Genomic DNA, 24,784 nt, shown 5'->3' on the forward strand with positions numbered 1-24,784 from the left:
TTTAATCCTCCCCGCCGGCGGCGGACGGTTCCCTCAGGCGGCGATCGACAAACTCGATCTGCTCGGAGAACGTTTCGCCGAACTTCTTTTCAAAGAATGCTCCGCCAATGGTGAAAGCCCAGGCGCCGGCGCTCCTGAGAAAGTCGATCTGCTCCAGGGTGCTCACGCTGCCCGCCACGCTCAGAGGCTTGTCAATCGCAGCGAGCACCGAGCAGATGAGTTCGCGCGGATCACCGTCCTGGTAGCGGTAGGCGGAGATGTTGATGCCGGTAACCGTACTGCGGCACACCTGTGCGGCCTCGGAGGCAATCTCCTCGATCGTCCCGTAGAGGTTGTGGTTTCGCCGCGTTCCGACAAAGGGCATGTGCCGCAGCTTCTTCTCGGCCGCAAGCCGGTTTGTCGCCTCATAGTAGTGTGCGCCGAGCAGGTAGTCGAAGCCGCAGTCCGCCGCGATTCGGATTCCCCTCTCGGTGCCCGCCTCATCCGTCGCAAGGCACTCCATAAACGTGGTCTTGCCGGCGTCTTTCATGCAGGCGACGAGATCTTTCATCTGCTCCGGATCGATTCCCACATCCTTAAATCCCCAGTATTTCGCCGGGGCGTCCCTCGCCTCAAGAAAGATCTCCTTTGCGTTTTGCACCGTCACATCGTGCCAGGTCAGCATCACAATCAGCTGCGTCTGTGCCATCGGTCAGTCCTCCGTTTCCCTTTTATTGTCACGGGTCCTTTGAACGGCCCGTCTCCAACCCTGCAGGGTCCTCTCCCTTGTCTGCGGCTCCATCGCGGGGCAGTAGACGGCTCCCGTCTTTCGCTCTGCCAAGAACTCCTCAGGCCGGCTCCAGAGCCCCACCGCGAGGCCTGCCATATAGGCCGCCCCCTGGGCCGAGCTCTCCTCAACACAGCCGCACACTACCCGTGCATCAAGGACATCAGCCTGAAACTGCATCTCAAAGCGGTTGGCACAGCCGCCTCCGTCAGCCGCAATGCTCTTCGGAAGCGGAGCGCCTCCATAGTCGGCGAGATACTGCGCAATGTCGCGGACCTGATAGGCCGCGCTCTCGAGTGCGGCGCGCGCCAGATGGGCAACTCCTGTTGCAGGCGTGATTCCACAGATGCATCCGCGTGCGTCGGAATCAAAGCAGGGCGCGCCAAGGCCGTTGAATGCGGGCACAAAGTAGACCCCGCCGTTGTCCGGCAGAGCGGCGGCGAGGCGTGAGGCGCCCCGCTCGGAGTCGTCCGCCGCGACGGGCAGACAGAGGCTGTCGGACAGCCACGACAGCGCCGCTCCCGCATAGGCAACCGTTCCCTCCCAGACAAAGACCCTTGAGAACTCCGTGCTCCAGGCGATGTTGAGGCTGATGCCGGGCGGCGGGGGCAGCGGTGTGCCGCCAATATTGAGAAGATAGGACGCCCCTGTGCCGTAGGTCACTTTCACATCGCCCGGATGAAAACAGCCCTGCGCAAAGAGCGCCGCCGCGCTGTCGCCCATAACGCCCGTGACGGGAATCCTCCATCCCGCAGTCTCAAAGGTGCCAAAGAGCCCGTCGTCCTGAATCACCCGGGGCAGTATGACCGGCGGAATTCCCAGAAGCTCCAAAAGCTCGTGATTCCACTCGCCTGCCGCCGGGTCGTAGAGTCGTGTGATGCTTGCATTGCACGCGTTGCAGACATGTCTCCCGCCCCCCGACAGCCGCCAGGCAAGCCAGCTGTCCACCGTGCCGAAGAGCAGCTCCCCGCTGCGGGCACGCTCATCAAACCGCGGCACCTGCTCGCGCAGCCACAGCAGCTTTGTCGGAATGGTCCGGCCCGACGGCGCATAGCCCGCCCGCTCGAGAGCGGACAGATACGAACGGTCAAGCCGGCGCAGAACCGACTCGCCGCGTGTGTCCTGCCAGCCCACCATGGGGCAGATCGGCTCACCCGTCGTTCTGTCCCACAGGACAAACGCACCCGTTTGAACCGACAGGGCAATCGCCGCAATTTCGCCGGGAACTTCGCCGAGCAGCCGTGTGATTCCCTCTTCGGCAATCGCCGCGATCTCCAGGGCGTCGTGTTCAACAAAGCCGGGGTCGCGCCGAATCGTTCGGTGGCGCCGGTCCACGCGCTGAATCAGAGAGCCCGTCTCATCAAACAGCAGGCATTTTGTGGATGTTGTACTCTGGTCGATGGCCAAGATAAAGCGTTTCATAATCCCTCTTTTTGTAAAAATAGGAAATATTTATTAATTTTTATCACTTTTATTAATAAATTTCTTTAATTTGGTTAAATAATAGCACATTTCTTTTTAACAATCAAGCTAAAATTAAACGAAATTTAATATTATTTATAAAAAGAGATAACTTTTGCTGGACTTTTTTTGCTTTTCTTGCTAAAATGTTAGCATAATTTATCAAAAGGAGGGTAAGCTATGATTTTTCGTGAAGATCAGATTGTCAGTCTGAGTCATTCTCTGCTGGACAATGGAAAGGAGAACTTTCCCTACGAGGTGGAGTGCCTCGGCCGAAAGGACAAGGACTGGTATATCGAATGTGTCTGCAAACTCGGCTCCCACTGCGGGACCCATGTGGAGGTACCCTACCACCACGACCGGCACGGCGCAGACGTCATGAGCTATCCTGTGCAGGATCTCATCGGTGAGTGCGTGGTCTTGAACTGTGAGGGAAAGGCGCCGGGTGAAGCCATCACCGCCGAGGACTTAAAACAGTATGCCGACCGGATCCGCCCGGGCGATATCGTCTTTCTCCACACAGGCTACGACCGGTACTTCCGCGAGGAGAACTGGCAGCCGTATCCCTATGTCTCTATGGATGCGCTGGAATTTTTGCTGAGCAATGACATCAAGGTGCTGGGCACAGACGCCTCGGGCGTCGAGATTGTGGACGGCTACTCTCCCACGGGGAGAATGAAAGAGCTCTACGGTGAACCCATCCATGTGACCTGCTTTCAAAACCACGTCGCCATTGTGGAATCTCTGACCAATCTCGGCGAGATCGAGAATGAGCGTACCACCGTGTTTATTCTGCCGGTGCCCGCCGAGCACATGGATGCCTTTCCCTGTCAGATCATCGCCGTTCGCGGCCTGTAACCATCCAGGCCGCTTATTGCCCCCGTACAGAGAAAGCCCGCTGCAGACAGTGCCTGCAGCGGGCTTTCTCATAGCAAAAAAAGAGGACCGTCCAAAGGACGGCCCTCTCGCGCTGAATTTTTCTATTTGAGAAGTGCCTGTATCAACCGCTGAAGCATGGTCGCAACCTCCGCACGGCTTGCGGTTCCGGTCGGGTCGAGTACGGCTCCCTCCCTGCCTGTAACAAGCCAGGAGCCGACCGCCCACTGCATGGCCTCTCTTGCCCAGTCGGCCGTCTTCTCCCCGTCGGAAAAGCGGGAGAGCTCTGCACTCTCAGACCGATCCATCCCGAGCGTGTTTGCATAGCGGAACATCATGACGGCGAGCTCCTGGCGGGTAATGAAGTCCTCCGGCAGAAAACCGTCTCCCTTGCCGTCGACAATGCCGTTTTCCGCCGCCCAGTTGACCGCTTCAAAGTACCACGTCTCCGCCGGCACATCGTCAAACCGTCCCTCGCCGCCCGCCGGCAGCCCCTCGAGCCGGTGGACAACCGTTACAAACATGGCGCGGGTCATCGGATCATTCGGGGCGAACTGAGTCTCACTGACCCCCTGGAAGAGTCCGCGCGCCACTGCAAAGGCCACATTGCTCTCAAACCAGTCGCCCTCTCTGACATCGGAGAACGCTCTGGGGCTGTCGATAACACACAGCGTGGCAGTGCCATCCAGCAGAGCTTTCGCTCCGGTCTTATCCACAGCGGACTTGGGGATCACCGCGAGACTTCCGTCGGTCTGTACAGCGGCGACTACCGCCCACACAGATGATGTGCCGGCAGGCAGATTTACCCGAATACCGCCATCGATTGTCTCAAGTGTCCGCGACCCCACTTTCACCTCTACGGTAAACGTGTCGGTCTCCTCTGCGGCACTGGTCTCTCTGGCAAGGGAGAACCTTACCTCGCCGCCCTCGGCGGCGAGTTGCTGCGCACCGGCGGCGGTCAGCGCCACACTTCCCACCGCGGTCTGAACGCTGACGCCAACTTTGGCGTCGGCGAGCGCCTGTGCGGCGCCGTTCGCCAGCGTGACGCCGACACTGTCTGCTCCGTCGGCATCAGCTGGGATGATAACCACCTGGCCACCCGCAGCAGCTGCCGATTTGACCTCGGCTGCTGTCACCGATGCCGTGGCGTTGCCGTCAGCGTCTACCGAGGCTTTCGGTGTCAGAGTCGCACTGGGCGCTGTGACCGTTGTACCGCCCGCGCCCCAGTCATCGGTGCCGGATTCTCTGCTCCAGTCATCGGTGTAATAGAAGACAACCTGATCGCCGGTCTTGAGAATGCAGTCGTCAATGCCGACACTCGGCATCTTGCCGTTGACTTTGAACATCCAACCGCTGTTCGGCCCTCTGTCAAACTGAGCGAGAGTGACCGCCCCTTTGGTAATGGACTTGATGTATCCGTCGCTGAGGCCGTCGCAGGTCATATCGGCATCCGCAAAGGCCTTCTGCAATAGATGTGCGACGCTCGAGCCCTCAGGCATGGTGACGCTCGAGGCAAGCCAGCTGCTGCTCTCATCCGGCAGCACCGTGAATACGACCGTCACATTGGTGTCGCTCTCGGGGAGCTCGGTGGAAGCCTCCACCTTGCCAACACTATTGGCTCCAGCAGGGGTCAGAACGGGTTCGCCGCCCACCACATCGCTTGCGCAGTAGATGTTAAACGGCTGTACTGCCGCCCGTCTCACACCGTTTCGTTCTTCAAAGCTCTCAAGGGCAACCAGCGCCCGGAAGCCCTGCTCGGTTGCCAGCGCCTGGGCCTTTTCCCCCTGTTCGCCCGACACATAGCCGGCGGTAAAACCCGTGGCACTCTCATTGACATAGAGCATGAGCGCATCACTCAGGCTGCAGCCATTTTTGACAAACCGCGGGTCGCTGCCCGGATCAATGCCCAGCGCGACCAGCCCAGTCACCACCATCGCATCGGAGTTGACGTTGCCATAGGAGCCGTTAGCCCCCTGAGCCGCACTCAGTCCCGTGAGCGCCCGATCGACAAAGTCCGTCACGGATGACTTGACACCGTAGGGATCCTCCTGTGCCAGATAGAATCGCGCCAGAGCAGCAAGAGCCGTGCCGGTGGTGTCGACGTCATCGTATTTTTCATTGCCCCAGATGGAGTAGAACAGGCCGTTGTCTCCCTGTGCACCCGTCAGCAGCGAGACCATGCGCTGAATTTGGCTTTCACTCAGGTTCACATTGCCCTGCTCATCGGCGAGAAGCACCCAGGGCGCCGCATAGTAACTGCTGCCAAGGTCCATTGTACGCAGCTTCTCGGCGTTGTTGTAAACGGTACCGTCGAGCGCGGTCAGCTGCGTGCTGTCAACACCGATTGCCGCTAAAACGATCTCGGCCTTGGCGCGATCGGTGACAAGCGCGCTGCTGCTCTGTAGAGCGTTGATGGTCAGATCCAGATAGTTCTGCCGGGCAGCCTCAGAGGTTTTTGCCTCACCAAGGCCCAGCTTTTCATACGCCGCCATGTCGAAGACGACCCAGTCTCCCGATTTTCCGACATAGGAATTGGCAATGTTGTTTGCGATCGTCGCGCGCACAGAGGCGGACGGATAGATGACCACCGACACCGGTTTGCGGAAATGTCTGCCGTCTCTGCTCCAACGCAGGGTGGCCGTCTCCGTCACCGCTTCGTTTTGCATGTTGGCCTTAATCAGCGTAATGGCGCCGTCTGCACACTGGAGATATCCGCTCTGAATATCATCGGCACTCTGGCTGCAGATGAGCTCAACATCGGGGTCCGCGGTCTCACCGTCCTTGAGCAGCGTCAACTTGCCGGGAATCGAAGTTCCCGACGGCGCCGCGATCACATCGCTGTATTTGAGCGACTCGGTGAGAAGCTCCTCGGAGACTTCGGGCCAGGTGTGACCGAGTCTCTGTGCGAGTGTTCTGATCGACTCCAGATCGGCGACAGCCGTACCCGCGTGGGCATCTGCCGCCGCACCGGCGAGAGAATAGCTGCCCGCAATACGGCTCTGGGCAATGGTCCCCTTGCCGTAGAGCGCAAAACTCTTGCCGGTCGCGCCGGTGACTGTTCCCGTATTGTAGCAATCTGTGATGGACGGGTAGCAGTTGCCCGTCTGGCTGCCAGCCTCGCCGAGGAGCCCCGCGGCCCAGACGTCGGGCGCATAGATGGGGGCGAGGTTATAGCTGTTTTTCAGCTGAACACAGTTCTTGTTCGCGCCGACCAGTCCACCGACCTTGCGCTCGGCGTCAGCGCCCGTACAGACAATCAGGCCCGCATTGCAGCTGTTTTCAATCTGCAGACTGACACTGACCCACTGGTACTCCACATTGTCATCATAGCCGCCGACCAGACCGCCAATGCCCTCGCCGCCCCGCGCAAGCGAGGAGACCGTGGCCAGATTCGTGCAGTTGCGAATGACGACGTTGCCGCGGGCATAACCGGTGAGACCGCCCACTCTGCCGTAGGGCTCCGGGCAGTAGACTTCACCGTCAACAGTCAGATTCTCAACCGTTGCGTCGACAAGGCAACCGAAGAAGCCATAGTAACCAAAGGCTTCCTCGACGTTGAGACCGCTGACCGTATACCCTTTTCCGTCAAAGTGACCCATAAAGGGATTGACCGACTTGCTGCCAAGCGGCGTCCAGGAGACGTCTCCCAGATCAATGTCTCCGGCGAGTTCCACATACGCCTTGGAGTAGGCGGCATCGCCGTCGTTTACTTTCTGGGCCAGCAGCGCGAGCTCTCGTCCGTCATGGATGAGATATGGCGATTGCTCACTTCCCTCGCCCTCGAGCGACTGGGCGAGGGTACCATCCCAGGCGGTGTTTTTCTCCAGTGTGAGAGCGAGCTGTGTTGTGCCGGGGACAGTGAAGCTGCCCTCTTTTGGCAGATGGCCCGGAGCCGATACCGTGTAGGTGTATTCCCCGTCTGGCAGAGCAAAGCAGAGCGCATTGTCCGGCTTCGGCTGCATGACAAGTTCACCGTGCTTGACACTCACGCTTGCAGTCTCACCGCCTGCGTCTACGGCAAAAGTGACGTCGCTTGTCGTCTCACCGACGAGTGAGATCTCAATCCGATCGGCCTGAGAGACCTGAAAAGTCCCCGTTCCGCTCTCATAGCCAAATGCAGCCGCCGTGTAGTAGTAGTCGCCCGCCTCGAGCTCATAGGTCCATGCGCCGTTCTCCGAGGAACTGGCTGTGACGGTCTCACCGCCGGCGGAGGTTCCCCGCGAGAGGGTCACTTCCGCATGGACCGGTGTCACGGCCAGCACAACGGCGTAGGTCGGCACCTTTTCGGGCAGGACGATGGTCTTGCTGTTCTCCCGGATCTTGCCCACAACCAGCTTGCCGGTCGCGTCGCCTCTGTCCGCCGTGCCCGATGTGGCGCTGTAGGTGTAAACACCCGTCGAAATGCCCTCAATGGCAAACCGGCCCGAAGCAGGCACGCCATTCGCATCGGTTTCACCCTGCGCACTCAGTACGTGGTCCCCGCTCAGTGTGACAGCCTTGGCTCCCGGCGCTGTGACAGTCAGCGATCGGCCGCTCTCGGCCAGGTCAGCTGTCCACGCCGGAACGGGATAGCCGCCCGTGCTGTCGCTGACAAAGCCCTCCAGCACAAGTTCACCAAATTCGGCCGTGGTCTTCCCGACAGCCGTGCCGTTCAGTGTCGCCGCCCCACTGCTCTTGGGGAGCATTTCAAATGGGCTGTATGCGCTGCTGTCGGGGTTTTTCTCCTTATCATAGTAAAAAGTGTCTGAAACAGTAACGCTCGGCGTACCCGATGCGACATAGGCGATCCCGCCTTTTTTGCCGCCCGTCACCTTGGCGCCGAGAAAGCTGTTTTTGAGCGTAATGGTGCCTGAAACGCTGGTAATGCTTCCGATGAAGCCGCCGCCTCGGCCGCTCGAGCTGCCAGCTGCGACGTCACCCAGCACCGCGCTGTTCTCAAATGCCGCCGAGCTTGCATAGCCGATATACCCAATCATTCCTCCGAGCTGATCCGTTCCCGTTCCGGTGAGCGCAACGTCGGTGACACAGTTTTCAATCGTGACACTTGCGCCGTTGACATAGCCGATCAGGCCGCCGAGGTAAATGGTGCCCGTTGAATGTGTGCTCGTGATCGCGCCGCTGACCCGACAGTTTTCCACGCTGCTTTCATCGGCCTGTATCACACCAACCAGAGTACCCAGATGGTTGTAGTTCTGGTCGGCCGTTATTGTGATATTCTCGACGACAACATTGCGTACTGTGCCGTCGAGCTCTGCAATCAGGCCGGTATACACAGGATCCCACATGGTTCCCGCCGCGCCCGACAGACTCAGATTGGAAATGGTGTACCCATTGCCGTCAAACGTGCCCGTCAGCTTTGCAATGGGCTGCATCTGTCTGCCTGCCATATTGAGATCGCAGGCGAGTTCGACGTCGCCTGTGATCTCTGTACCGCCGAGAGCGATCAAATCCTCTTCGCTCTCGATGATATGAGTTGTTGTCTGCGCCTGTGCGGCCACTGCGGGCACCGGCAGCAGACTGAAAGCCAGCGCCAATACAAGCGCCAGAGACAAAATTCTCTTCTTCATGTTTTACCTCCTCATTCTTTGCACAATATCTCAAATAGCCAGTGGCTATGTTTTTTCAACCCCGCCGACAGGATTCAGCCGTTTTATTGGGAAACAATAAAACGGCCGCGGCGCCATTCCATAGAAGAATGATGCCGCGGCCGTTTTTCCGCGTTTTGTTTGCCTGTCCGCCATACAACACCGTAGCGGAACCCGCAGTTCTCTTGCAGGTCTCCTGACTTGCGCTTTCAGACATAGAGGTCAGCGGTCTGTCCCCGCCTTACCAGCCCGAGAGCCAGTGGCCGACTTTCGTCGTGGGGACAGCCTCAGCGCATACAGTGGCGGCGGCCGTTCAGGACTTCCGCCGGGCGGCGGTTACCTGATTCCCTTTTCATCCCGCACCGTACACATGCCGGTGCGGGCCACAAGAGAGCTTCTTTCCATTTTAAGGTTATCAACTGTCTCTACCATATCATTTCACGCCGGCTTTGTAAAGTGGACCAATGGAGATTTCAGCGGACCAATTCTCCCCCCGAGCCCATTTTGCGCCGAAGTAAAATCACGCTGTATCCGCTCCCCGTCTGCGGTACTCTGAAGATATGAAAATTAGCTGGTATCAAGGCTTTCCGCGTGCAGAAAGCGCACAAAAGCCCCGGCGAAGAAAAAACCCGAAAGCCACTTGTATCAAGGCTTTCGGGTTTTCTATGGAGCTGCTGACCAGATTCGAACTGGTGACCTCTTCCTTACCAAGGAAGTGCTCTGCCTACTGAGCTACAGCAGCATATGGCGACCGGGATGGGGATCCCGCCTGCTGCGCAGGCGATACGCTCGGCCTTGCGGCCTCCCGCTTTCGGCTGAAAACATGCCACCGGCATGTTTTCTTAACGCCGAAACCCTCTCGGGTTCTCGCCCAATGGGCGATTCTCTATTTCATGGCTCTGTTGAAAACAGAACCGGGCTTGTCTTTGGCGACCGAGATGGGGCTCGAACCCACGACCTCTAGCGTGACAGGCTAGCGTTCTAACCAGCTGAACTACTCGGCCACATGGACGAATAAAAAAGCCTCACAACGCATATTGGGCCGTTCGGCTTATTTATTATATCGGCTTTGCCCTTTGCTGTCAAGTTCTTATTTGATTTTATTCATAGTTTGCCCCCGCCGTCTCATATGATGAACTATTGGAAAGGAGTGATGCCAATGGCCTATTCGGATCGGGAACTGCTCGCGCGTCTCATCCAGTGCGAGGCCGGCGGCGAGGGTGACAACGGCATGCGTGCCGTGGCGAGCGTGGTCATGAACCGTGTGCATGCCCCGGGCGGCGAATATGCCCGCGTCGGGCAGCAGAGCATCCGCAACATCATCTACCAGCAGGATCAGTTCACCTGTCTGAAGACCTCTCTCGGCGGGCAGCCCTATATGCAGAACATCTACAACATGCGCCCGGAGCAGATTCACTACGACATTGCCGACTGGGCAATCGCGGGCAACCGCCTTTACAATCTGGGGCAGGCGCTGTGGTTTTTCAACCCCTACTCTGAGACCTGTCCCCCCTACTTCCCCACCACCGTCGGGACTTTTGTCGTCCGCATCGGAGACCACTGTTTTTACAACCCGACTGACGCCTATTATTCTACCTGAGAAAGGAATGAATCTGTCATGTACAATGTCAACTTCAAACCGGCCGAGGAGCTGTCGCCGCGCCCCACGGAGAGCGAGGCGGTCCTTGCGAATCCCCAGACCAACGAGGAGGTTGTGGGCGGCTCCATACAGGGGGTTCTCTCCGACAACATCGGCTACTATGTCGTCATTCAATTTCTCATCGGCACCAATACGCTTGTCGCGCGCGAGGGCGTTCTCTATGCCGTCGGCATCAACTATGTCACGCTCTATGACCCGCTCGCCGACAACTACACGGTCTGCGACATGTACTCCATCAAGTTTGTGACTTTCTACGACTCGCGCACAAGACCCGCCTCACTGAATAATGTACCCAATCTCAACACGTTTCCATCCTGAACATGGTTTTGGCGCCCGGCTGTCAGCCGGGCGCCTTTTTTGCTGAATTCACATCAGACAGCCGCCATCTCATTGAGCTTTTCTGCGACCGCGCCGTAGCCGGAGTAAAAGCTGCACAGCAGCGGCGTTGTCACATCTCCCAGCTCCGGCAACAGTGCGCGCATGGACACCTGGGCCATGACGATGGCGTCATAGCGCATCCCGTCCAGCTTGCGGATCTGTTCCATCAGCAGACGGTTGTGCTCCTCGGGTCTTCCAGCCTGCAGCGCATCCCAGGCGTCGTTTTGCAGATACGAGTCGCACCGCATCTGTTTTCCCTGCTCCCGCCCCACGCTCTCAATCAGCCGTGCGCTCGGGCCGAGAGTGGTTTCCAGCGTGGCAATGAGCGCGATTCTCTCACCCAGCTCAACCGCCTGTCTGGCCATGGGCAGATCGATCTTCATGACCGGAATGTGAACCGCCTGCGCATAGATGTCAGCCACTTCCCCCACTGTGGAGCAGGAGTTGACAATCAGGTCTGCCCCCGATATTTCGGCCGCTCTGGCATAGAGCGTCATCCGGTCTATGATCTCCTGCGTGGGGCCCCCATTTGCCCGCACATCGGCGAGAATGGTGCTGTCGGTGATGAATTCCACTCTCACTCCTGGAACGTTTTCTTTCAAAAATGCCACGGTGTCATCCCGCCTGGCAAAGCTGGTCTGTAAAATGCAGACATGCGGCTTTTTCATCTCGATCCTCTCTTTCTCAACAGCAGAGCCCTCGCCTTTTCTACAATAGACTCCACATCCATCCCGTGATCCCGGTAGATGAGCTCCGGGTCCCCCGATTCGCCAAAGCGGTCCTGCACACCCACAAGCTCCATCGGCACGGGACAGTTGCTCACCACAACCTCCGCCACCGCCGACCCCAGTCCGCCGAAGACGGTGTGGTCCTCAATGGTCATGATCGCCCCGGTCTCACGGGCGGCCCGGACAACCGCCTCATGGTCCAGAGGCTTGATGGTCATCATATCCAGCACGCGCACCCCCACACCCTGCCGTTTTAGAATCTCGGCCGCTTTCACCGCCTTGCCGAGCAGAATGCCGGAGACGATCATCGTCATATCACAGCCGTTTTCAACCACTGTGTTGGCCCTGCCCCACGCAAAGTGAAAGCTCTCGGGACAGTACCAGTCCGCCACCGGGTTCCGGTGTAGACGGACGTAGAGAGGCCCCCTGAAGTCCACCGCGGCATGGGCCAGCGCCCGGGCGGCCACGGCGTCCGCCGGCTGCACAATGGTCATGTTGGGAAAGGCACGCATGATCGCCACATCCTCAATGGCCGCATGGGTGGCCCCGTCGCCGCCCACCTGCAGACCCGCGTGGGTGCCGATAATCGTGACGTTGAGATTGGGGTAGCACACAAATGTGCGCACCTGCTCGCATGCCCTCATGGAGGCAAACACCGCAAAGGTTGCCAGAAACACCTTTTCCCCACAGGCGGCAAGACCCGCAGAGGCCGCCACCAGATTCTGTTCGGCGATTCCAAAGGAGAATTCCCGGCCGGGGAAAAATTGCCCGAACTGCTCCAGGCCGCAGGTCTTCGTATCCGCGCTGCACACCACGAAGCTGTCGTTGGTCTTCGCAATTTCCATCAATTCCCGGCCGAAAGCCATTCTGGTTGCCGGCGGCTGCACCATCACACCGCACCTCCTGTCTCAATGTCGGCAATGGCCCTGACCATTTCTTCGTCGTCCGGCGGTCTGCCATGCCACCCGGCGTCATCCTCCATAAAGGAGACGCCCTTTCCCTTTACTGTGCGCATCAGCATCGCAGTCGGGTGGCACATCGTCCTCGCCGTATGCAGCGCATCGAGCACCTGCCTCATGTCATGGCCGTTGGCCTCGATCACACGCCAGCCGAAAGAGCGCCACTTCTCCGCAAGCGGCTCAACGGTCATGACGTCATTGGTCCAGCCGTTGATCTGCACGCCGTTGCAGTCCACGATGGCGACCAGGTTTTTCAGCTGATGGTGGCTCGCCGCCATGGCGGCCTCCCAGACAATCCCCTCCTGGAGCTCGCCGTCGCCGAGCATGACATAGGTCATGTAATTTCGCCGGCGCAGCCGGCCCGACAGAGCCATACCCACCCCGGCCGACAGGCCGTTTCCAAGCGACCCCGCGCTCATGTCGACGCCGGGCGTCTTGTTCATATCCGGGTGGCCCTGAAGAATGGAGTGGTACCGGCGCAGCGAGCTCAGAAGCGCCGGGTCAAAGTAGCCCCGCCGCGCAAGGGCGGCGTACAGCGCCACACACGCATGCCCCTTGGAGAGGATAAACCGGTCCCGGTCGGCCCACTGCGGCCTCTGCGGGTCAATGTTCATCACGCTGAAGTACAGGGCGGTGATGATCTCCACCGCCGAGAGGGAACCACCGGGGTGTCCCTCTTTTGCGGCGTGAATCATGGTGACGATGTCCCTGCGGATTTGGGCCGCCTGCACCTCGAGCCGCCGCAGATCGCCGGCTGTATAGTAGAAGCTGCTCACCAAAGCACCCCTCTTTCCTGTGAATGTGTCTTCGATATTCCGTCGGAATTCAACCCGCGCCCGCACAGCCAAACTGCTCGATCTTCTCCCGGATGACCGGCTTCATCGCCTCTACCCCGACGGCTGTCAGATTGCGGACAAAATATCCTTTTTCCTCCCTGTCGCGGCCCGTCTCAAAATACCGGCGCGCGCCCTGCATAAAGGCGATCTGGCACTCTGTGTTGATGTTGATTTTTCCCACGCCCAGCCCAATTGCCTTTTGCAGCATATCGACAGGGATGCCGCTGCCCCCGTGAAGAACCAGCGGAAGTTCTCCCACGCCCTCTTTGATCTCTGCGAGCAGCTGCCAGCTCAGACCGGGCCAGTCGGGCGGGTAGACCCCGTGGATGTTGCCGATTCCCGCGGCCAGCATGGTGATTCCCGCGGCGGCCATCTCTCTGCACTGCGAGGGATCCGCGCACTCGCCCATACCCGCTTTCCCGCCTTTGACGGCGCCAATGGCGCCCACCTCCGCCTCAACCGATACGCCGGCCTCCCGGCACTGCGTCACCAGTTCGCGGGTCATCGCCAGATTTTCAGAGAACGGCAGTCTGGAACCGTCAAACATGACCGAGGAGTAGCCGGCTCTCAGACAGAGCTGACAGGCCTCGTAGTCGCCGTGGTCCAAATGCAGCGCGACCGCGACGGTAATGTCCAGATCCTCCAAAAGCCCCCCGACCAGTTTTCTTACGGTCCGATAGCCTCCCATGGCTTTCACCGCAGGCATGGCGGTTCCCAGAATAACGGGCGAGCGCAGCTGCTGACAGATCTCCAGCACACCCTTGCACCACTCGAGCCCATTGATGTTGAACTGCGGCACCGCGTAGTGTCCGGCCACGGCGCGGCACAGCATTTCACTGCAGTTTACCAGTCTCATCGGCCGTATCCCTCCTTGGTAAGTCGTATCCGTTTTCTCTCAGGCAGCTCACCGCGTCCTCCCACGAGCCCGCGCTGCGGTTCGCGCCCACTGCGCGCATGACCGACGCCGCCTGGGCGCTGCCCAGCGCGGCGCAGAGCGGCAAATCCATGTCTCTGAGATAGCCGGCCAGAAAGCCGGCAAAAAAGGCGTCGCCCGCCCCCGTTGTGTCCACCGGTTTTCCCCGGAAGAAGCTCGGCAGGAAATGCCGCCTTTCAAAGTCGGTGACAAAGACGCCGTCGGCCCCCAGCTTGACGCCAAAGTATTTCAGCCCATATTTCGAAAAGGTCCTTGTGATCTCCTCGAGATCCTCTGAGCCGGCATAGTGGGTCGCCTCCTGGTAGCTGGGAATGAAGATGTCACAGTGCCTCAGCGCCGGCTCAATGCGTTTCAGCCAGAGGCCCTCCCGGTCAAAGGACGCGTCCATCGAGGTTCCGATGCCCAGTTCGTGAGCCGTGCGAAACAGCTCGGCAAGCGGTTCTCCGTCGAGCCCGGGCAGCATGTTGACGCTGGCGATATGGAGGTGACGCGTGTTTTCCAGCAGCCTGCGGGCGATGTGCCCGCTGTTGAAAAAACGGTTCCCGCCCTTTGCGGTGCGGATGATGTGGCGCTCTCCCGTCGGCGACACCAGTACGACCGGAGCGTTGGTAAAGAGGCCGGGCTCCCGCACCAGCCCGTCTGCGCAGGCGCCGGCGCGCTCCAGGTCCGACTGGATGATGTCGGCAAACGAATCGTCGCCGACGCAGCCGCATACGCAGACCCGGATTCCCAGTTTCGCAAGGCTGATGGCCGTATTCACCGCATCGCCGCCGCTGCCGGTGCGCACTTCCTGCGCGATGGCACCGTCTTTTTGCATGATGTCCTCCGGGATGGGTGATAGAAGCGTATCGTATGTGGCAAGCCCCGCGCAGAGTATGTCAAACGTCATAAAAAAACTCCTCCCGAGTGAGTGGTACAGGCGGCCGGCGGCGCATGCCACCGGCCGCCTGTACCGGAACCTGTGAGTGAATACCGGCCTAGCCGATTTCAACCTTTTGTCTGTCTTCCTTTTTCCTCTTTGCCTTTCTGCGGGCAAAGTAGCCGAATCCCACGATCAGGCAGGCCACCAGCATCGCACCGCCGACGCCGACCGTGAGAGCGATTCCCGACATCATCCAGATAGGAACAACCGCCGGCAGCGCGTTCTGCCAGCAGGAGAGCGCCGAGTAGACGCCATGGGCGTCGCCTACAGATGATTTCGACTCCGGGTCAACGGCGCGCAGAAGTGCAAAACCGGTCGCGCCGGTGCCCGTGGTGTGGCCGAAGATCATACAGCCTTTCTCAAACCACTCGTCCTCCGCAAAGCGGTAGGGCAGATAGAACGACAGGAAGAGCGTCATGGCGACAAGAATCACCGAGTAGATCAAAATGGGAACAATGTTCGCCGCCAGGAATTTCAGGTTCAGCGTGGCCACAACGGTCAGCACGATAATCTCCATGCACAGCGAGCAGAGCTGGCTGATGGTCTGCTTGTCAACGTAGCAGTCCAGCTTCAGCTTTTTCAGCAGCGGCCAGACAATCATCGCCCCCAGAATTCCGTAGAGCATGCTGGGAATGTTCGACGCGGCGGGCCAGAGCATCGTCAGGCCTTTGATCAGCCACTTTCCTACAAAGTAGGACAAAAACAGCCACGAGAGCTGAAGCGCCAGGTGGTTGATGCCAATGGAGTTTGTGACCGTGGTGCCGATGGACGTGCGCTTTTCCTTGGGCAGAGGCCCTCCCAGAGCCCACGCCGGCTGGGACTGCGGCTCCTTAACATACTTTGCCCAGCCCTTGCGAATGCCGAAATTGACAACGGCCATGCCAATCGTCATGGCAACAATCAGGCCGATCGTCGCGAGAACGGCTCCCGCAGTCTGGTTGTCGGCAACGCCCAGCTCCTCAAACAGAGCCCCGGCGGTAGCTGCTGTGCCATGGCCGCCGTGAAAGGCGTAGAGCCCCATGATGCCCCAACTCTCGGGCAGAGAGGTCCAGATGGTTGCCAGCAGGAGACCCACTACGGGCCCGAGCGTCATCTGCATGCCGTAGACGCTCTGGTTGGCAACGCTGTAGTCCAAATAGCTTGTCACTTTGTCTTTGTTGATCACCACGCCGAAGACAATGCCCGTCAGCATCAGATTGATCAGCGTTCCCGAAAAGCTCGAAAAGCTCTCGGGCTGTGGAATGATACCGCAGATCTGTGGGCCGAGTATCAGGCCAATCGCGCCGCCGATCAGCGAAGCGGGCAGATACAGCTTGCGAATGGGTTTGATGATCTCACGCACGGCAAACCCGGCCAGCAGAAGCAGCCCGAATATAACCAGGTCTTCATAGATAGACGCAACCGTCATAACACAAATCCCCTTTCTTTTTTTCAAAGTTCACAGCCGTAAATCTTTCGTCGCGAGGCGCCTCTTCACGAGTGAATCTGTAGCTTAAGAATAGCCAATCGGCAGTGCAAAGTCCAATTCTTCTTAATATCAATTACTATTAGAAAAATGAATAGTAAGGGGGCTTTGTCTTGACAAATGCGAAAAAAACAGGGATATTACAGGTGTGGCGTGCCCCCAACGAGCAACGCCTGGTCAAAGGCTCTGTGCTATTTGTACAAATTTGCCACTCATATTTTGTGATATAGGCCGAAAGGGGACAAAATGGATCTTTACTCCATGCGCTACATCATAGCCGTCGCCGAACACGAGAACTTCTCGCTTGCGGCCCAGGCATGCCATGTCGGGCAGCCGGCGCTGTCGCAGCAGGTTGCAAAGGCCGAGTCCGAGCTTGGCGTGCAGCTCTTTTCCCGCGGGAGCCGCGGGGTCACGCTGACACAGGCGGGGCAGGAGTTTGTCAGGCGGGCCAGAGAAATCATTCAGCAGGCGGATGCTCTTCACGCCGAAATGGCAAAGTTCTCCGGCGTGCAGAAAGGCTCTCTGAATCTCGGCATCATCACCAGTCTGCAGTGCATTGACTTCGGCGGCATGCTGTCGGCTTTCTGCAGCACCTATCCCAACATATCGGTGAACATTGTGCAGGGGGGAACCCATCAGCTGATTGAGCGGTTGGTCGACCGGAGTCTGGACGTTTCCATCATGAACCGGCCCGTCAACCATCTTCCCTCACAGCTCCACTTTCAAAAGCTCGGGGAGGACCGCTATTCTCTGGCCATACCGATTCCCCACCGTCTGGCGGCCCGAACCAGTGTGAGCCTGTCGGAGCTGAGAGAGGAGCACTTTATTTTTCACCAGAGCAACCAGGTCGCCTCTGAGCTGTGCCTGCAGGCCTGCCGGCGCGCCGGATTTGAGCCGAACATTGTCTGCCGTTCCAGCAGCCCCACAACCAGCCTGTACATGGTTCAGGGTGGGCTCGGCGTCGCACTTCTCCCCTCGGAGGAGTTTCGCCACCGCTCCATCACCGGTGTGCGTGAGCTCAAAATCAGAGAGCCCATCGTCAAAGAGGTCGGCATATCCTGGCGGCGTGACGCCGCCTCCCCGTTGATTGACGCCGCTGTCAGCTTTTCACAGCAGTGGACACGATAAAAAAAGAACCGTCTCAAAGACGGTTCTTTTTTTATGGGGTTTTGCCCGATATCCCGCGTGCCTTGCATAGGCCATTGCCGGCACCCGCGGCCGCAGTGGGACAAAATCTGTTCGACGCTCTTTTCACAGAGCACCCTCTCCGCTGCCAGTCAAAACAGCCGCCGACTAACGGCGGCTGTTTTCAGCTGTCTGTCCGGCTGTGCTGCGCCCCCTCGTGCAGTTTCTCTCTCAAAAAAGAGTTTGCCACGGCCAGCTCCTCTTCCCAGTTTTTCGCGCCGACGTACCAGAACTCTCCCACAAAAGCCCGTACACCCAGTTCCAGGGCCTTTCCCGCGCCGCTGACAAAGTCCACATGCCCCGTGCCAAAGGGCACCTCCCGGAAGACTCCCGGGACAGTCTCTTTCAGGTGGAGTGCTGCCAGATGCCCCTTTCCTGCCTCCAAATCAGTCGGGACCTCCTCTCCGACCGCATTGGTCAGGTTGCCCAGATCCGGATAGATCTGGAGCCAGGGGCTTCCCACCGCGTTCACATAGGCCATGGCCTTGGCCACGGTATTCATAAAGGGGGTCTCCATGGTCTCAAAGCCCAGCATCACGCCGTACTTCCCAGCCATCAGAACCGCCTTTTTCAAATTCTCCAGGAAGTAATCCCTGGTCTCATCGCAGCCCTCTTCATAGTAGACGTCATAGCCCGCCAGCTGAATCAGCCGGATCCCCAGTTGGGAGGCCAGGACGATGGCTTTCTCCATAATCTCCATGCTCCGCTGGCGCACCTTGAAGTCGGGATGGCCCAGAGGATACTTGCGATGCCCCGAAAGGCAGATCGAGTGAATGGGCGTTCCCGTCTGCCACATGTCCGCGCGCAGGTTGTAAAGCTGCTCCGCCGTCCAGTCGAGGCGGGCAAGTTTGGCATCGCTTTCGTCAATGGAGAGTTCCATATAGTCAAAGCCCGCCTGTCTGGTGTGCTCGAGCTTCTCCCGGATCGTCAAGGTGTCCGGCATGCTCTTCTCATAGAGCCCCAGCCGATACTCCGCCACATTATTCCCCCTTTCGTGCCTTTTGCCCATAGTAGGCATTGGGGCCGTGCTTGCGCAGAAAGTGCTTGTCCAGATAGCGCTGCGGTGCCGGCCGGGCCTCGCCGCAAACCTGGCGGGTCAAAAGCGCCGTCTTGGCCACTTCCTCGAGAACCACGGCGTGATAGACCGCCTGCGCCGCGTCTCTGCCCCAGGTGAAAGGGCCATGGCTGGCGCATACAACACCGGGGACATGTGTCGGATCCAATCCCCGGCTCAGAAACGTCTCGACTATGGAGCGGCCAGTGTTCTTCTCATATGCCTCGCCGATCTCAGCCTGTGTCAGATGGGGTGCGCAGGGCACCGGCCCATAAAAGTAATCGGCCTGTGTGGTTCCGCAGCAGGGAATATCCTCCCCCGCCTGAGCCCATGCCACCGCATGGGAGCTATGGGTATGTACAATGCCCCCGATGGAGGGGAAGGCATTGTAGAGCTCAAGGTGGGTCTCGGTGTCCGACGAGGGATTCAGAGCCCCCGCCATCACATGTCCCGCCAGATCCAACACCACAATATCCTCCGGGCGCAGATCGCTGTACTCCACGCCGGACGGCTTGATGGCAAAAACTCCTGCGGCACGGTCAACCTCGGATACATTTCCCCAGGTAAACGTGACCAGCTTGTATCCGGGCAGAAGAAGATTCGCTCTCCACACCCGCTCTCTGAGCGATTCGTATTCCATGCTCATTCCTCCACAAAATAGACGGCTGCCTCACCGACTTCCCGGTCGGCGACATACAGGGCGTCTGCGTCAGAGCCATTGTAAATACAGGCGTTGCTGGGGCCCACGCCCTCGTCGACAGTATCAACGACAAACTCCTGTCTGTGCTCGTCCCACCAGACCACGAAGAGCTGTTGTTTTCCCCGGCGGAATCCGCCTACAAAGCAGGGTCTTCCCGCCAGCCGGCCGGCCTTGACCACGTGGTAGAACTCGGTGACCTCGGGATGCTCAAAGACCTGTTGGTATCTCCCGTCAATCTTCTTATAAATGCGGAAATAGCTGCCGTGGAACTGCTCAATGGTTGCGATCTCCTCCTGGCCGTCTGCGTCGATGTCAATGATGTCGGCATCGCTGGTGGCCTGGGTCATGATCTGTCTGATTTCCCAGTCTTCACTCCCCGCGCGGGGCGGGAAGAACTCGAACACTCCCTGTGCACAGGTGACCAGCCCCACATCATGGCCATCCCGGGAAATGCGGGCGTAGCCGTGATTTTGAAAGCAGTCGCCTTTGAGCTCAGTGAGGTCGAGCTCCCCGTCCCAGTCGTCGGGGAAGGGGGCAACATAGATACTTCCCGGCCAGGTCCAGTCCTCTCTGGTCTGTTTGTGGGCGGCCAGCGTACAGGCAATCAGCCAGGTTCTGCCGTCACGCTGAAGCAGATCAAACCGGTGAAGATAGGGTTTGGTGCAAATCTCTCTCGAGATGTAACCCCCTCTGCCGTCGGGCTTGACCCATGCGATGCAGGCCTCCTCCCACTCGTAGAGACGATAGAACTTCTGACCGGCGAGAAACTCACCCGGCCGGCCGGGGATGGGCACGAGGCCCATGGTGCCGCCGGGCTCCTCCCACACTGTGAGGTGTCTGCTCTGCGTGGCACAGTCCACGGCAATGCACGGGTTTTTATTCTCAGCGGCAAAAAACGCGTAGGGTTCTCCTGCCACATCCATCACATTTACGGCGTAGCAGTGGTCGAGCTTCTGTATTGTTTTTTTACGATACTTCATGCCGTCTTTCGCCTCTCTCACAAGCAGGATCGGTAGGGAATGTTCTGCGGCGCTTCAAAGCAGTCCTCGAAGCCCCGAGGATGATGATAGTAGAGTTTGTCCCTGTCCTGGGGATAGACATACTTTCCGCCCACCTGCCAGAAGAAAGGATGAAAGCCGTACTCATTGCGATCTTTCTTAAAGTCATAGAGAAGCCTGATCTCTTCACAGTCGGCCTGGAAGTTGGTCCACACATCCCAATGGATGGGGATGACCACCTTGCAGCGCAGGTTCTCCGCCATGCGAAGAATGTCCACCGAGGACATCTTGTCCTGCATTCCAATGGGGTTTTCTCCAAATGAGCCGAACGCCACATCGATGTCGTAGTCCTTGCCGTGTTTGGCAAAGTAGATCGAGAAGTGGCTGTCGCCTGAGTGATAGATGTTCCCGCCGGGGGTCTTAATGAGGTAGTTGACCGCCTTGTCGTCCATGTCCGTGGGACATTTTCCGCTGAGCTCCTCCCGGTCGGGACCGGTGGAGTCGGTGGTGACAATGCAGGTGCGGTCGAAGCTGTCCAGGCAGACAATCTCGAGGTCTTTGATCTTGACGATGTCCCCCGGCCTGACCGTGACGCACCGCTCCGGCGGGACTCCCCATTTCACCCAGGTCTCCACCGATTTACTGGGGCCGATGAAAGGCACAGGAATGGTCTTTCCCGTATGATCCGTGGTCGTCATACCGCTCTGAATCACATGTGCCGCCCATTCAGCGGACATGTGATCCTGGTGGTAGTGGGTCGCCAGCACGGCATCGACGTGTTTGAACGCAAACGGGTCGATGACAAAGGGCACATTGCGCAGGTTTGGTTGCATGGCTCTGGCCCCGCACATATTGGCCATCTGGTGTCCCACGGCCATCTTTCCATCGCCATGTGTTCGCTTGCCGTTTCCGCACCACAAATCGATGGTGATGTTGGTGTTCTCCGGTGTTTTGAACCAGATACCGGTACAGCCCAGCCACCACATGGCGATATTCCCCGGCGGGACAACCTCGTTTTCAATATCCTCAACCAGCCAGGTCCCCCACTCCGGGAAAGTGGACATGATCCAGGACTCTCTGGTGAGCTCACTCACTTTACTCATATTGATCTCTCCTTTTGTTGCGGCGTCGCAGATCTGTGGCCTCAGTACCGTATCTCCTGCACATCGAAGTCAAAAAGGGCGGTGTCCTGCCCAAACAGCTCCCGTGTCGTGATGTTGAAAAAGACAAACTTCCCGTCCCACAGAGAAACACTCTGCCGAAAACGCTCGGGGGTATAGGTCATCGCGATGATATCCTTTGGCGGCCAGTTGACACAGGCTTTCAGTCTTGTCTGCGAGTCCATCTTTCGAGGTGAAAAGTAGATGAAACACTGGCCGGCGCGTCTGTTTTTTCCCAGCCGTTTTGTGACCTTTGGATACAGCACTCCCACCTCACGGATTTCCGACCAGTGATAGGCGGCACTTTGAAAGCCGAGAATGTGCTTTGAAATACCTTTTCTGCTCAAATGGACAGTGTGCAGGGAACTGACATGAAAGGCTGCGTAAAGGACAATCAACCCCAAAAAGAGCGCCGCCGCGGGGAAATTGCCCAGCGCCAGATAGACCGCCTCGAGCAGCAGCAGAATCAGAACACTGCCCGCAAAGACGCCCAGTCCCACAGGATTCGCCGCATATTTTTTCATCCCGCCGCCTCCTGATAAGAAGTCTCCCTGTCTATTTGAGGTAGTCTTCCAGGTAATCTGCATTGACGATGATGGAGACATACTCCGGGTCTCCGTAACCGCGCCCCACGTGGAAGTTGCGGATGTTTTCGGGCATGCCCTCCCGCTTGTAGGGCGGTGCTTTTTCAATGTCGAAAGACCGGATCAGCTTCACCATCCGGCTGACAAACTCCCGCGCAAACGGCTCGCCGTGATGCCCGCCCAGAAACAGGTCAAAGGGGTAGGTCAGCAGATTTTCAAGGCCCTGAGCGCAGACTCTCAGCGGGACAGGGGGCATCTCACACTGATACATCACATGGCGGTTCAAAGCGTCTCCGGTCAGCATGATTTCAGCCCTGTCATCGTAGAAGCAGCAGCTTCCCCACGTGTGGCCGGGCGTGGCAATGGCCCTGACCGATCTGCCGCCCAGATCGAAGATCTGGCCGTCCTCCAGAGGCAAAACTCTAGTCTTCCCGGCGATAAGGCCCGCCTTTTCATCGTATTCTGAGCCGAATGTGCTCTTTACCAGATGGTTGTCCTGCGGCATGACCCAGATGGAGTCAAACCACTTTGAGCCGCCGACATGGTCCAGATGACCGTGGGTGGCCGCACAGATGAGTTCCTTTCCCGCCATTAGCGGCACCAGTTCCGGCGGGAAATCGTCAAAGTCGTCGTCTCCAATGCCATTGTCCACCAGCAGGCACTTCTCCTGCCCCACAATCAGAGTGCAGCAGACATGACCAGGGCCGGGAACCAGCCCGCTGCACTGGATCTGGTAGAGTCCGTCCTTGGCAAAGGTGACAAACAGCACCTGTTCACAATCTTTGTTCATAAGTTATCCCTCTCAACTTTCGTATGGTCCTCTGGCATACCGCCGCGCCATTCCGACGCAACTGCCTGTCGGAATGGCGCAGCGATGTTTCGTTTGAGCAGTGATTCCCCTCTCAGGCAATCACGAGTGTGGAGGAAATCACTCGGTGAAATAGGCTCCGATCAGATTCCACTGCTCGCCCCAGCGGGTCACGCCCTCCAGATTTTTGGCCATCAGGTTGCCATAGACATCCTGGCGGATGGGGTAGCTGATGCAGTACTCGTTGACATAGGCATCCATAAACTCTTGGGTCAGCTCATTGCGCTTGGCATCGTCAAACTCAGCCAGAATTGCGTTTTGCATGGCGTAGAAGTCGCTGAAGTCCTCCACAGCGGTGTTGCCGTGGTGGAAGAAAGGCCACTGGCTGCCAATCCAGTAGGCAACAGAGCCAATCATGCCGGACTTGCCGAACTCCAGATCCCAGTCGGTGGTATTGAGCACATCGTTGAGGTACGCGGCATTGTCACCGGTGCGGATCTCCACGTTGTAACCCATTTCCACCATGACATTCTTGAACATCTCAACAGCAGTGGTGCGGTAGGCGTCGTTGTCCACGAGTACGGTAAACGTGGTGCCCTCTTCAATCCCCTCGGCCTCGAGCATCTGCTTGGCCTTGGCCAGATCCTGGGGATAGGGCTCCTCATAGGTCTGAATGAACTCCTGGGTTCGGGACACGGGGGTATCGGCGAAGAGACCACTGGACTCAAAAGCTCCCTCCCACATGGCCTTGCGGTCAATGGCATAGCACAGAGCCTTGCGGACATTGACGTTGGAACACAGGGAGTTGCCGTCCAGATTGAATACGATCAGCTGCTGATAGAGTCCCGCCGCCGAGTTGTACTTGATGTTGTCGTACATTCCATTCTCCACATCCGCGATGTCGCTCTCAGCAGGATACATGATCACATCCACGCCGCCGGTCTGAAGCTCCATCATGGCCACGGTAGATTCGTCGATGCGACGCACGATCACTGTTTTGATGGTGGAGTCGTTTCCGGCGAAGTAGTCGTCAAACTTCTCAAAGGTCACATGGTCGCCAACGGCAAATTCCTTAAGTTTGTAAGGGCCGTAGCTGACAAAGTTCTTGGCGTCTGCGCCGTAGACTGTCAGATCGGAGGCATTCGAAGCCTCAAAGGACTCCTTGTCGAAGATACGGAACTGTGCCGCCAGATTCCAGTTGTCTACACTGACGGTATTGAATGTCAGTTTCACGGTTTTCTCGTCCACTTTTTCCACGCCGGAACCATCCTCAGGCATATTGGGGGAGGCGTTCAAGGTGTTTCCCGTGGTGCACTCATAGGCGATGGAAAAAACAGCGTCATCCGCAGTAAGGGGTGTTCCGTTGTGCATGGTAATCCCATCTTTGAGTGTGACGATGAGGCTCTTCTGATCCTCACTCCACTCGGCAGACTCCGCGGCACTGTATTCATCGATGACATACTCGTAGCCGCCCTCAGCAGTTTCGTTGAGAGTGAAGAGCGTCGGCCAGCAGAGGCTGGCAGTGGTGCGGCTGTTCTGTCCGCCTTTCAGCGAGGGGATATCGCCCGCCACAGCGATGGTCAACGTATCCTTGGAGGATTTTTTCACCTCTCCAGTCTGCGGGCCGTCGGGATTCTGGGGATCGACACTCTCCTTGGGGCCGCAGGCCGCCAGTGACAGGCACAGGACGGCAGCCAGAAAGATCGCGATGATTCTCTTTTTCAT

General features: G+C 58.2%; 20 protein-coding genes, 2 tRNA genes and 1 riboswitch. Of the genes, 4 read left to right on the forward strand and 18 right to left on the reverse strand.

Annotation, left to right across the window (positions count from 1 at the left end; translation table 11 throughout):
* Position 1 precedes the first annotated feature (1 nt).
* Together H8695_RS06810 and H8695_RS06815 are read right to left on the reverse strand one after the other, a co-directional pair.
* Complete coding sequence (locus H8695_RS06810) at positions 2–688, reverse strand: beta/alpha barrel domain-containing protein (protein ID WP_249300218.1); 687 nt, start codon at positions 686–688, stop codon at positions 2–4.
* Between the two features lie 3 nt (positions 689–691).
* On the reverse strand, positions 692–2,188 hold the full coding sequence (locus H8695_RS06815) for an FGGY family carbohydrate kinase (RefSeq protein ID WP_249300220.1): 1,497 nt from the start codon (positions 2,186–2,188) through the stop codon (positions 692–694).
* Between the two features lie 219 nt (positions 2,189–2,407).
* Between H8695_RS06815 and H8695_RS06820 the strand changes: the two genes are divergently transcribed.
* The gene (locus tag H8695_RS06820) at positions 2,408–3,085 is read left to right on the forward strand and encodes a cyclase family protein (protein WP_249300222.1); all 678 of its coding nucleotides are present in this window, start codon (positions 2,408–2,410) and stop codon (positions 3,083–3,085) included.
* Between the two features lie 122 nt (positions 3,086–3,207).
* On the opposite strand, the gene H8695_RS06825 is transcribed toward H8695_RS06820, so the two are convergent.
* The 3 genes from H8695_RS06825 to H8695_RS06835 all read right to left on the reverse strand — a co-directional run bounded on the left by H8695_RS06825 (position 3,208) and on the right by H8695_RS06835 (position 9,692).
* Positions 3,208–8,670 carry an S-layer homology domain-containing protein gene (locus tag H8695_RS06825; protein ID WP_249300224.1) on the reverse strand — a complete coding sequence of 1,821 codons (5,463 nt, stop codon included), beginning with the start codon at positions 8,668–8,670 and terminating at the stop codon, positions 3,208–3,210.
* A 187-nt stretch (positions 8,671–8,857) separates the two neighbouring features.
* Positions 8,858–9,094, reverse strand: a riboswitch (cobalamin riboswitch).
* A gap of 260 nt (positions 9,095–9,354) precedes the next feature.
* A tRNA-Thr gene (locus H8695_RS06830) sits at positions 9,355–9,430 on the reverse strand.
* A gap of 185 nt (positions 9,431–9,615) precedes the next feature.
* A tRNA-Asp gene (locus H8695_RS06835) sits at positions 9,616–9,692 on the reverse strand.
* A 155-nt stretch (positions 9,693–9,847) separates the two neighbouring features.
* Between H8695_RS06835 and H8695_RS06840 the strand changes: the two genes are divergently transcribed.
* Positions 9,848–10,288 carry a cell wall hydrolase gene (locus H8695_RS06840; RefSeq protein ID WP_249300226.1) on the forward strand — a complete coding sequence of 147 codons (441 nt, stop codon included), beginning with the start codon at positions 9,848–9,850 and terminating at the stop codon, positions 10,286–10,288.
* An 18-nt stretch (positions 10,289–10,306) separates the two neighbouring features.
* Complete coding sequence (locus tag H8695_RS06845) at positions 10,307–10,666, forward strand: hypothetical protein (protein ID WP_249300228.1); 360 nt, start codon at positions 10,307–10,309, stop codon at positions 10,664–10,666.
* A 53-nt stretch (positions 10,667–10,719) separates the two neighbouring features.
* On the opposite strand, the gene H8695_RS06850 is transcribed toward H8695_RS06845, so the two are convergent.
* From H8695_RS06850 to H8695_RS06875, 6 genes are all read right to left on the reverse strand, one after another.
* Positions 10,720–11,394 (reverse strand): aspartate/glutamate racemase family protein, encoded by a 675-nt coding sequence (locus H8695_RS06850; protein WP_249300230.1) that lies wholly within the window; start codon positions 11,392–11,394, stop codon positions 10,720–10,722.
* A complete protein-coding gene (locus tag H8695_RS06855) occupies positions 11,391–12,344 on the reverse strand; it encodes a transketolase family protein (RefSeq protein WP_249300274.1) in 954 nt (317 codons plus the stop codon). Before H8695_RS06855 ends, H8695_RS06850 begins: the two co-directional genes overlap by 4 nt.
* Entirely contained in the window at positions 12,344–13,192 is an 849-nt protein-coding gene (locus H8695_RS06860) for a transketolase (protein WP_249300231.1), read from the reverse strand. The genes H8695_RS06855 and H8695_RS06860 overlap by 1 nt, the downstream gene beginning before the upstream one ends.
* A 46-nt stretch (positions 13,193–13,238) precedes the next feature.
* The gene (locus tag H8695_RS06865; RefSeq protein ID WP_249300232.1) at positions 13,239–14,105 is read right to left on the reverse strand and encodes a class II fructose-bisphosphate aldolase; all 867 of its coding nucleotides are present in this window, start codon (positions 14,103–14,105) and stop codon (positions 13,239–13,241) included.
* On the reverse strand, positions 14,083–15,072 hold the full coding sequence (locus H8695_RS06870; protein ID WP_249300234.1) for a carbohydrate kinase family protein: 990 nt from the start codon (positions 15,070–15,072) through the stop codon (positions 14,083–14,085). The genes H8695_RS06865 and H8695_RS06870 overlap by 23 nt, the downstream gene beginning before the upstream one ends.
* Before the next feature lie 88 nt (positions 15,073–15,160).
* Positions 15,161–16,513, reverse strand: coding sequence for a sodium/glutamate symporter (locus H8695_RS06875; protein WP_249300236.1), 1,353 nt, complete (start codon positions 16,511–16,513; stop codon positions 15,161–15,163).
* A 303-nt stretch (positions 16,514–16,816) separates the two neighbouring features.
* Here H8695_RS06875 and H8695_RS06880 point away from each other — a divergent pair, with 303 nt between their 5' ends.
* Positions 16,817–17,698, forward strand: coding sequence for a LysR family transcriptional regulator (locus H8695_RS06880; RefSeq protein ID WP_249300239.1), 882 nt, complete (start codon positions 16,817–16,819; stop codon positions 17,696–17,698).
* 181 nt (positions 17,699–17,879) lie between these two features.
* Here the strand turns inward: H8695_RS06880 and H8695_RS06885 are convergent, their stop codons facing one another.
* The 7 genes from H8695_RS06885 to H8695_RS06915 form a co-directional block, all read right to left on the reverse strand.
* Positions 17,880–18,734, reverse strand: coding sequence for an L-ribulose-5-phosphate 3-epimerase (locus H8695_RS06885; protein WP_249300240.1), 855 nt, complete (start codon positions 18,732–18,734; stop codon positions 17,880–17,882).
* A gap of 1 nt (position 18,735) precedes the next feature.
* The gene (locus H8695_RS06890; RefSeq protein ID WP_249300242.1) at positions 18,736–19,449 is read right to left on the reverse strand and encodes an L-ribulose-5-phosphate 4-epimerase; all 714 of its coding nucleotides are present in this window, start codon (positions 19,447–19,449) and stop codon (positions 18,736–18,738) included.
* Between the two features lie 2 nt (positions 19,450–19,451).
* Complete coding sequence (locus H8695_RS06895) at positions 19,452–20,489, reverse strand: hypothetical protein (RefSeq protein WP_249300244.1); 1,038 nt, start codon at positions 20,487–20,489, stop codon at positions 19,452–19,454.
* 17 nt (positions 20,490–20,506) lie between these two features.
* Complete coding sequence (gene ulaG / locus H8695_RS06900; protein WP_249300246.1) at positions 20,507–21,610, reverse strand: L-ascorbate 6-phosphate lactonase; 1,104 nt, start codon at positions 21,608–21,610, stop codon at positions 20,507–20,509.
* A gap of 41 nt (positions 21,611–21,651) precedes the next feature.
* The gene (locus tag H8695_RS06905) at positions 21,652–22,191 is read right to left on the reverse strand and encodes a hypothetical protein (RefSeq protein WP_249300248.1); all 540 of its coding nucleotides are present in this window, start codon (positions 22,189–22,191) and stop codon (positions 21,652–21,654) included.
* Positions 22,192–22,222: 31 nt separating this feature from the next.
* A complete protein-coding gene (locus tag H8695_RS06910) occupies positions 22,223–23,041 on the reverse strand; it encodes an MBL fold metallo-hydrolase (protein ID WP_249300250.1) in 819 nt (272 codons plus the stop codon).
* 138 nt (positions 23,042–23,179) lie between these two features.
* Positions 23,180–24,784, reverse strand: coding sequence for an ABC transporter substrate-binding protein (locus H8695_RS06915; RefSeq protein WP_249300251.1), 1,605 nt, complete (start codon positions 24,782–24,784; stop codon positions 23,180–23,182).

This window comes from Feifania hominis, assembly GCF_014384765.1.
GTDB classification, from domain to species: Bacteria; Bacillota; Clostridia; order Oscillospirales; family Feifaniaceae; genus Feifania; species Feifania hominis.

What these genes read in the sequence shown, in the direction of transcription:
- H8695_RS06865 (WP_249300232.1), bottom strand. Translation starts at nt 14,105, where the DNA reads ATGAGACTGGTAAACTGCAGTGAAATGCTGTGCCGCGCCGTGGCCGGA.
- H8695_RS06915 (WP_249300251.1), bottom strand. Translation starts at nt 24,784, where the DNA reads ATGAAAAAGAGAATCATCGCGATCTTTCTGGCTGCCGTCCTGTGCCTG.
- H8695_RS06845 (WP_249300228.1), top strand. Translation starts at nt 10,307, where the DNA reads ATGTACAATGTCAACTTCAAACCGGCCGAGGAGCTGTCGCCGCGCCCC.
- H8695_RS06815 (WP_249300220.1), bottom strand. Translation starts at nt 2,188, where the DNA reads ATGAAACGCTTTATCTTGGCCATCGACCAGAGTACAACATCCACAAAA.
- H8695_RS06895 (WP_249300244.1), bottom strand. Translation starts at nt 20,489, where the DNA reads ATGAAGTATCGTAAAAAAACAATACAGAAGCTCGACCACTGCTACGCC.
- H8695_RS06810 (WP_249300218.1), bottom strand. Translation starts at nt 688, where the DNA reads ATGGCACAGACGCAGCTGATTGTGATGCTGACCTGGCACGATGTGACG.
- H8695_RS06870 (WP_249300234.1), bottom strand. Translation starts at nt 15,072, where the DNA reads ATGACGTTTGACATACTCTGCGCGGGGCTTGCCACATACGATACGCTT.
- H8695_RS06840 (WP_249300226.1), top strand. Translation starts at nt 9,848, where the DNA reads ATGGCCTATTCGGATCGGGAACTGCTCGCGCGTCTCATCCAGTGCGAG.
- H8695_RS06855 (WP_249300274.1), bottom strand. Translation starts at nt 12,344, where the DNA reads ATGGTGCAGCCGCCGGCAACCAGAATGGCTTTCGGCCGGGAATTGATG.
- H8695_RS06820 (WP_249300222.1), top strand. Translation starts at nt 2,408, where the DNA reads ATGATTTTTCGTGAAGATCAGATTGTCAGTCTGAGTCATTCTCTGCTG.
- H8695_RS06905 (WP_249300248.1), bottom strand. Translation starts at nt 22,191, where the DNA reads ATGAAAAAATATGCGGCGAATCCTGTGGGACTGGGCGTCTTTGCGGGC.
- H8695_RS06825 (WP_249300224.1), bottom strand. Translation starts at nt 8,670, where the DNA reads ATGAAGAAGAGAATTTTGTCTCTGGCGCTTGTATTGGCGCTGGCTTTC.
- H8695_RS06850 (WP_249300230.1), bottom strand. Translation starts at nt 11,394, where the DNA reads ATGAAAAAGCCGCATGTCTGCATTTTACAGACCAGCTTTGCCAGGCGG.
- H8695_RS06880 (WP_249300239.1), top strand. Translation starts at nt 16,817, where the DNA reads ATGGATCTTTACTCCATGCGCTACATCATAGCCGTCGCCGAACACGAG.
- ulaG (WP_249300246.1), bottom strand. Translation starts at nt 21,610, where the DNA reads ATGAGTAAAGTGAGTGAGCTCACCAGAGAGTCCTGGATCATGTCCACT.
- H8695_RS06875 (WP_249300236.1), bottom strand. Translation starts at nt 16,513, where the DNA reads ATGACGGTTGCGTCTATCTATGAAGACCTGGTTATATTCGGGCTGCTT.
- H8695_RS06910 (WP_249300250.1), bottom strand. Translation starts at nt 23,041, where the DNA reads ATGAACAAAGATTGTGAACAGGTGCTGTTTGTCACCTTTGCCAAGGAC.
- H8695_RS06890 (WP_249300242.1), bottom strand. Translation starts at nt 19,449, where the DNA reads ATGGAATACGAATCGCTCAGAGAGCGGGTGTGGAGAGCGAATCTTCTT.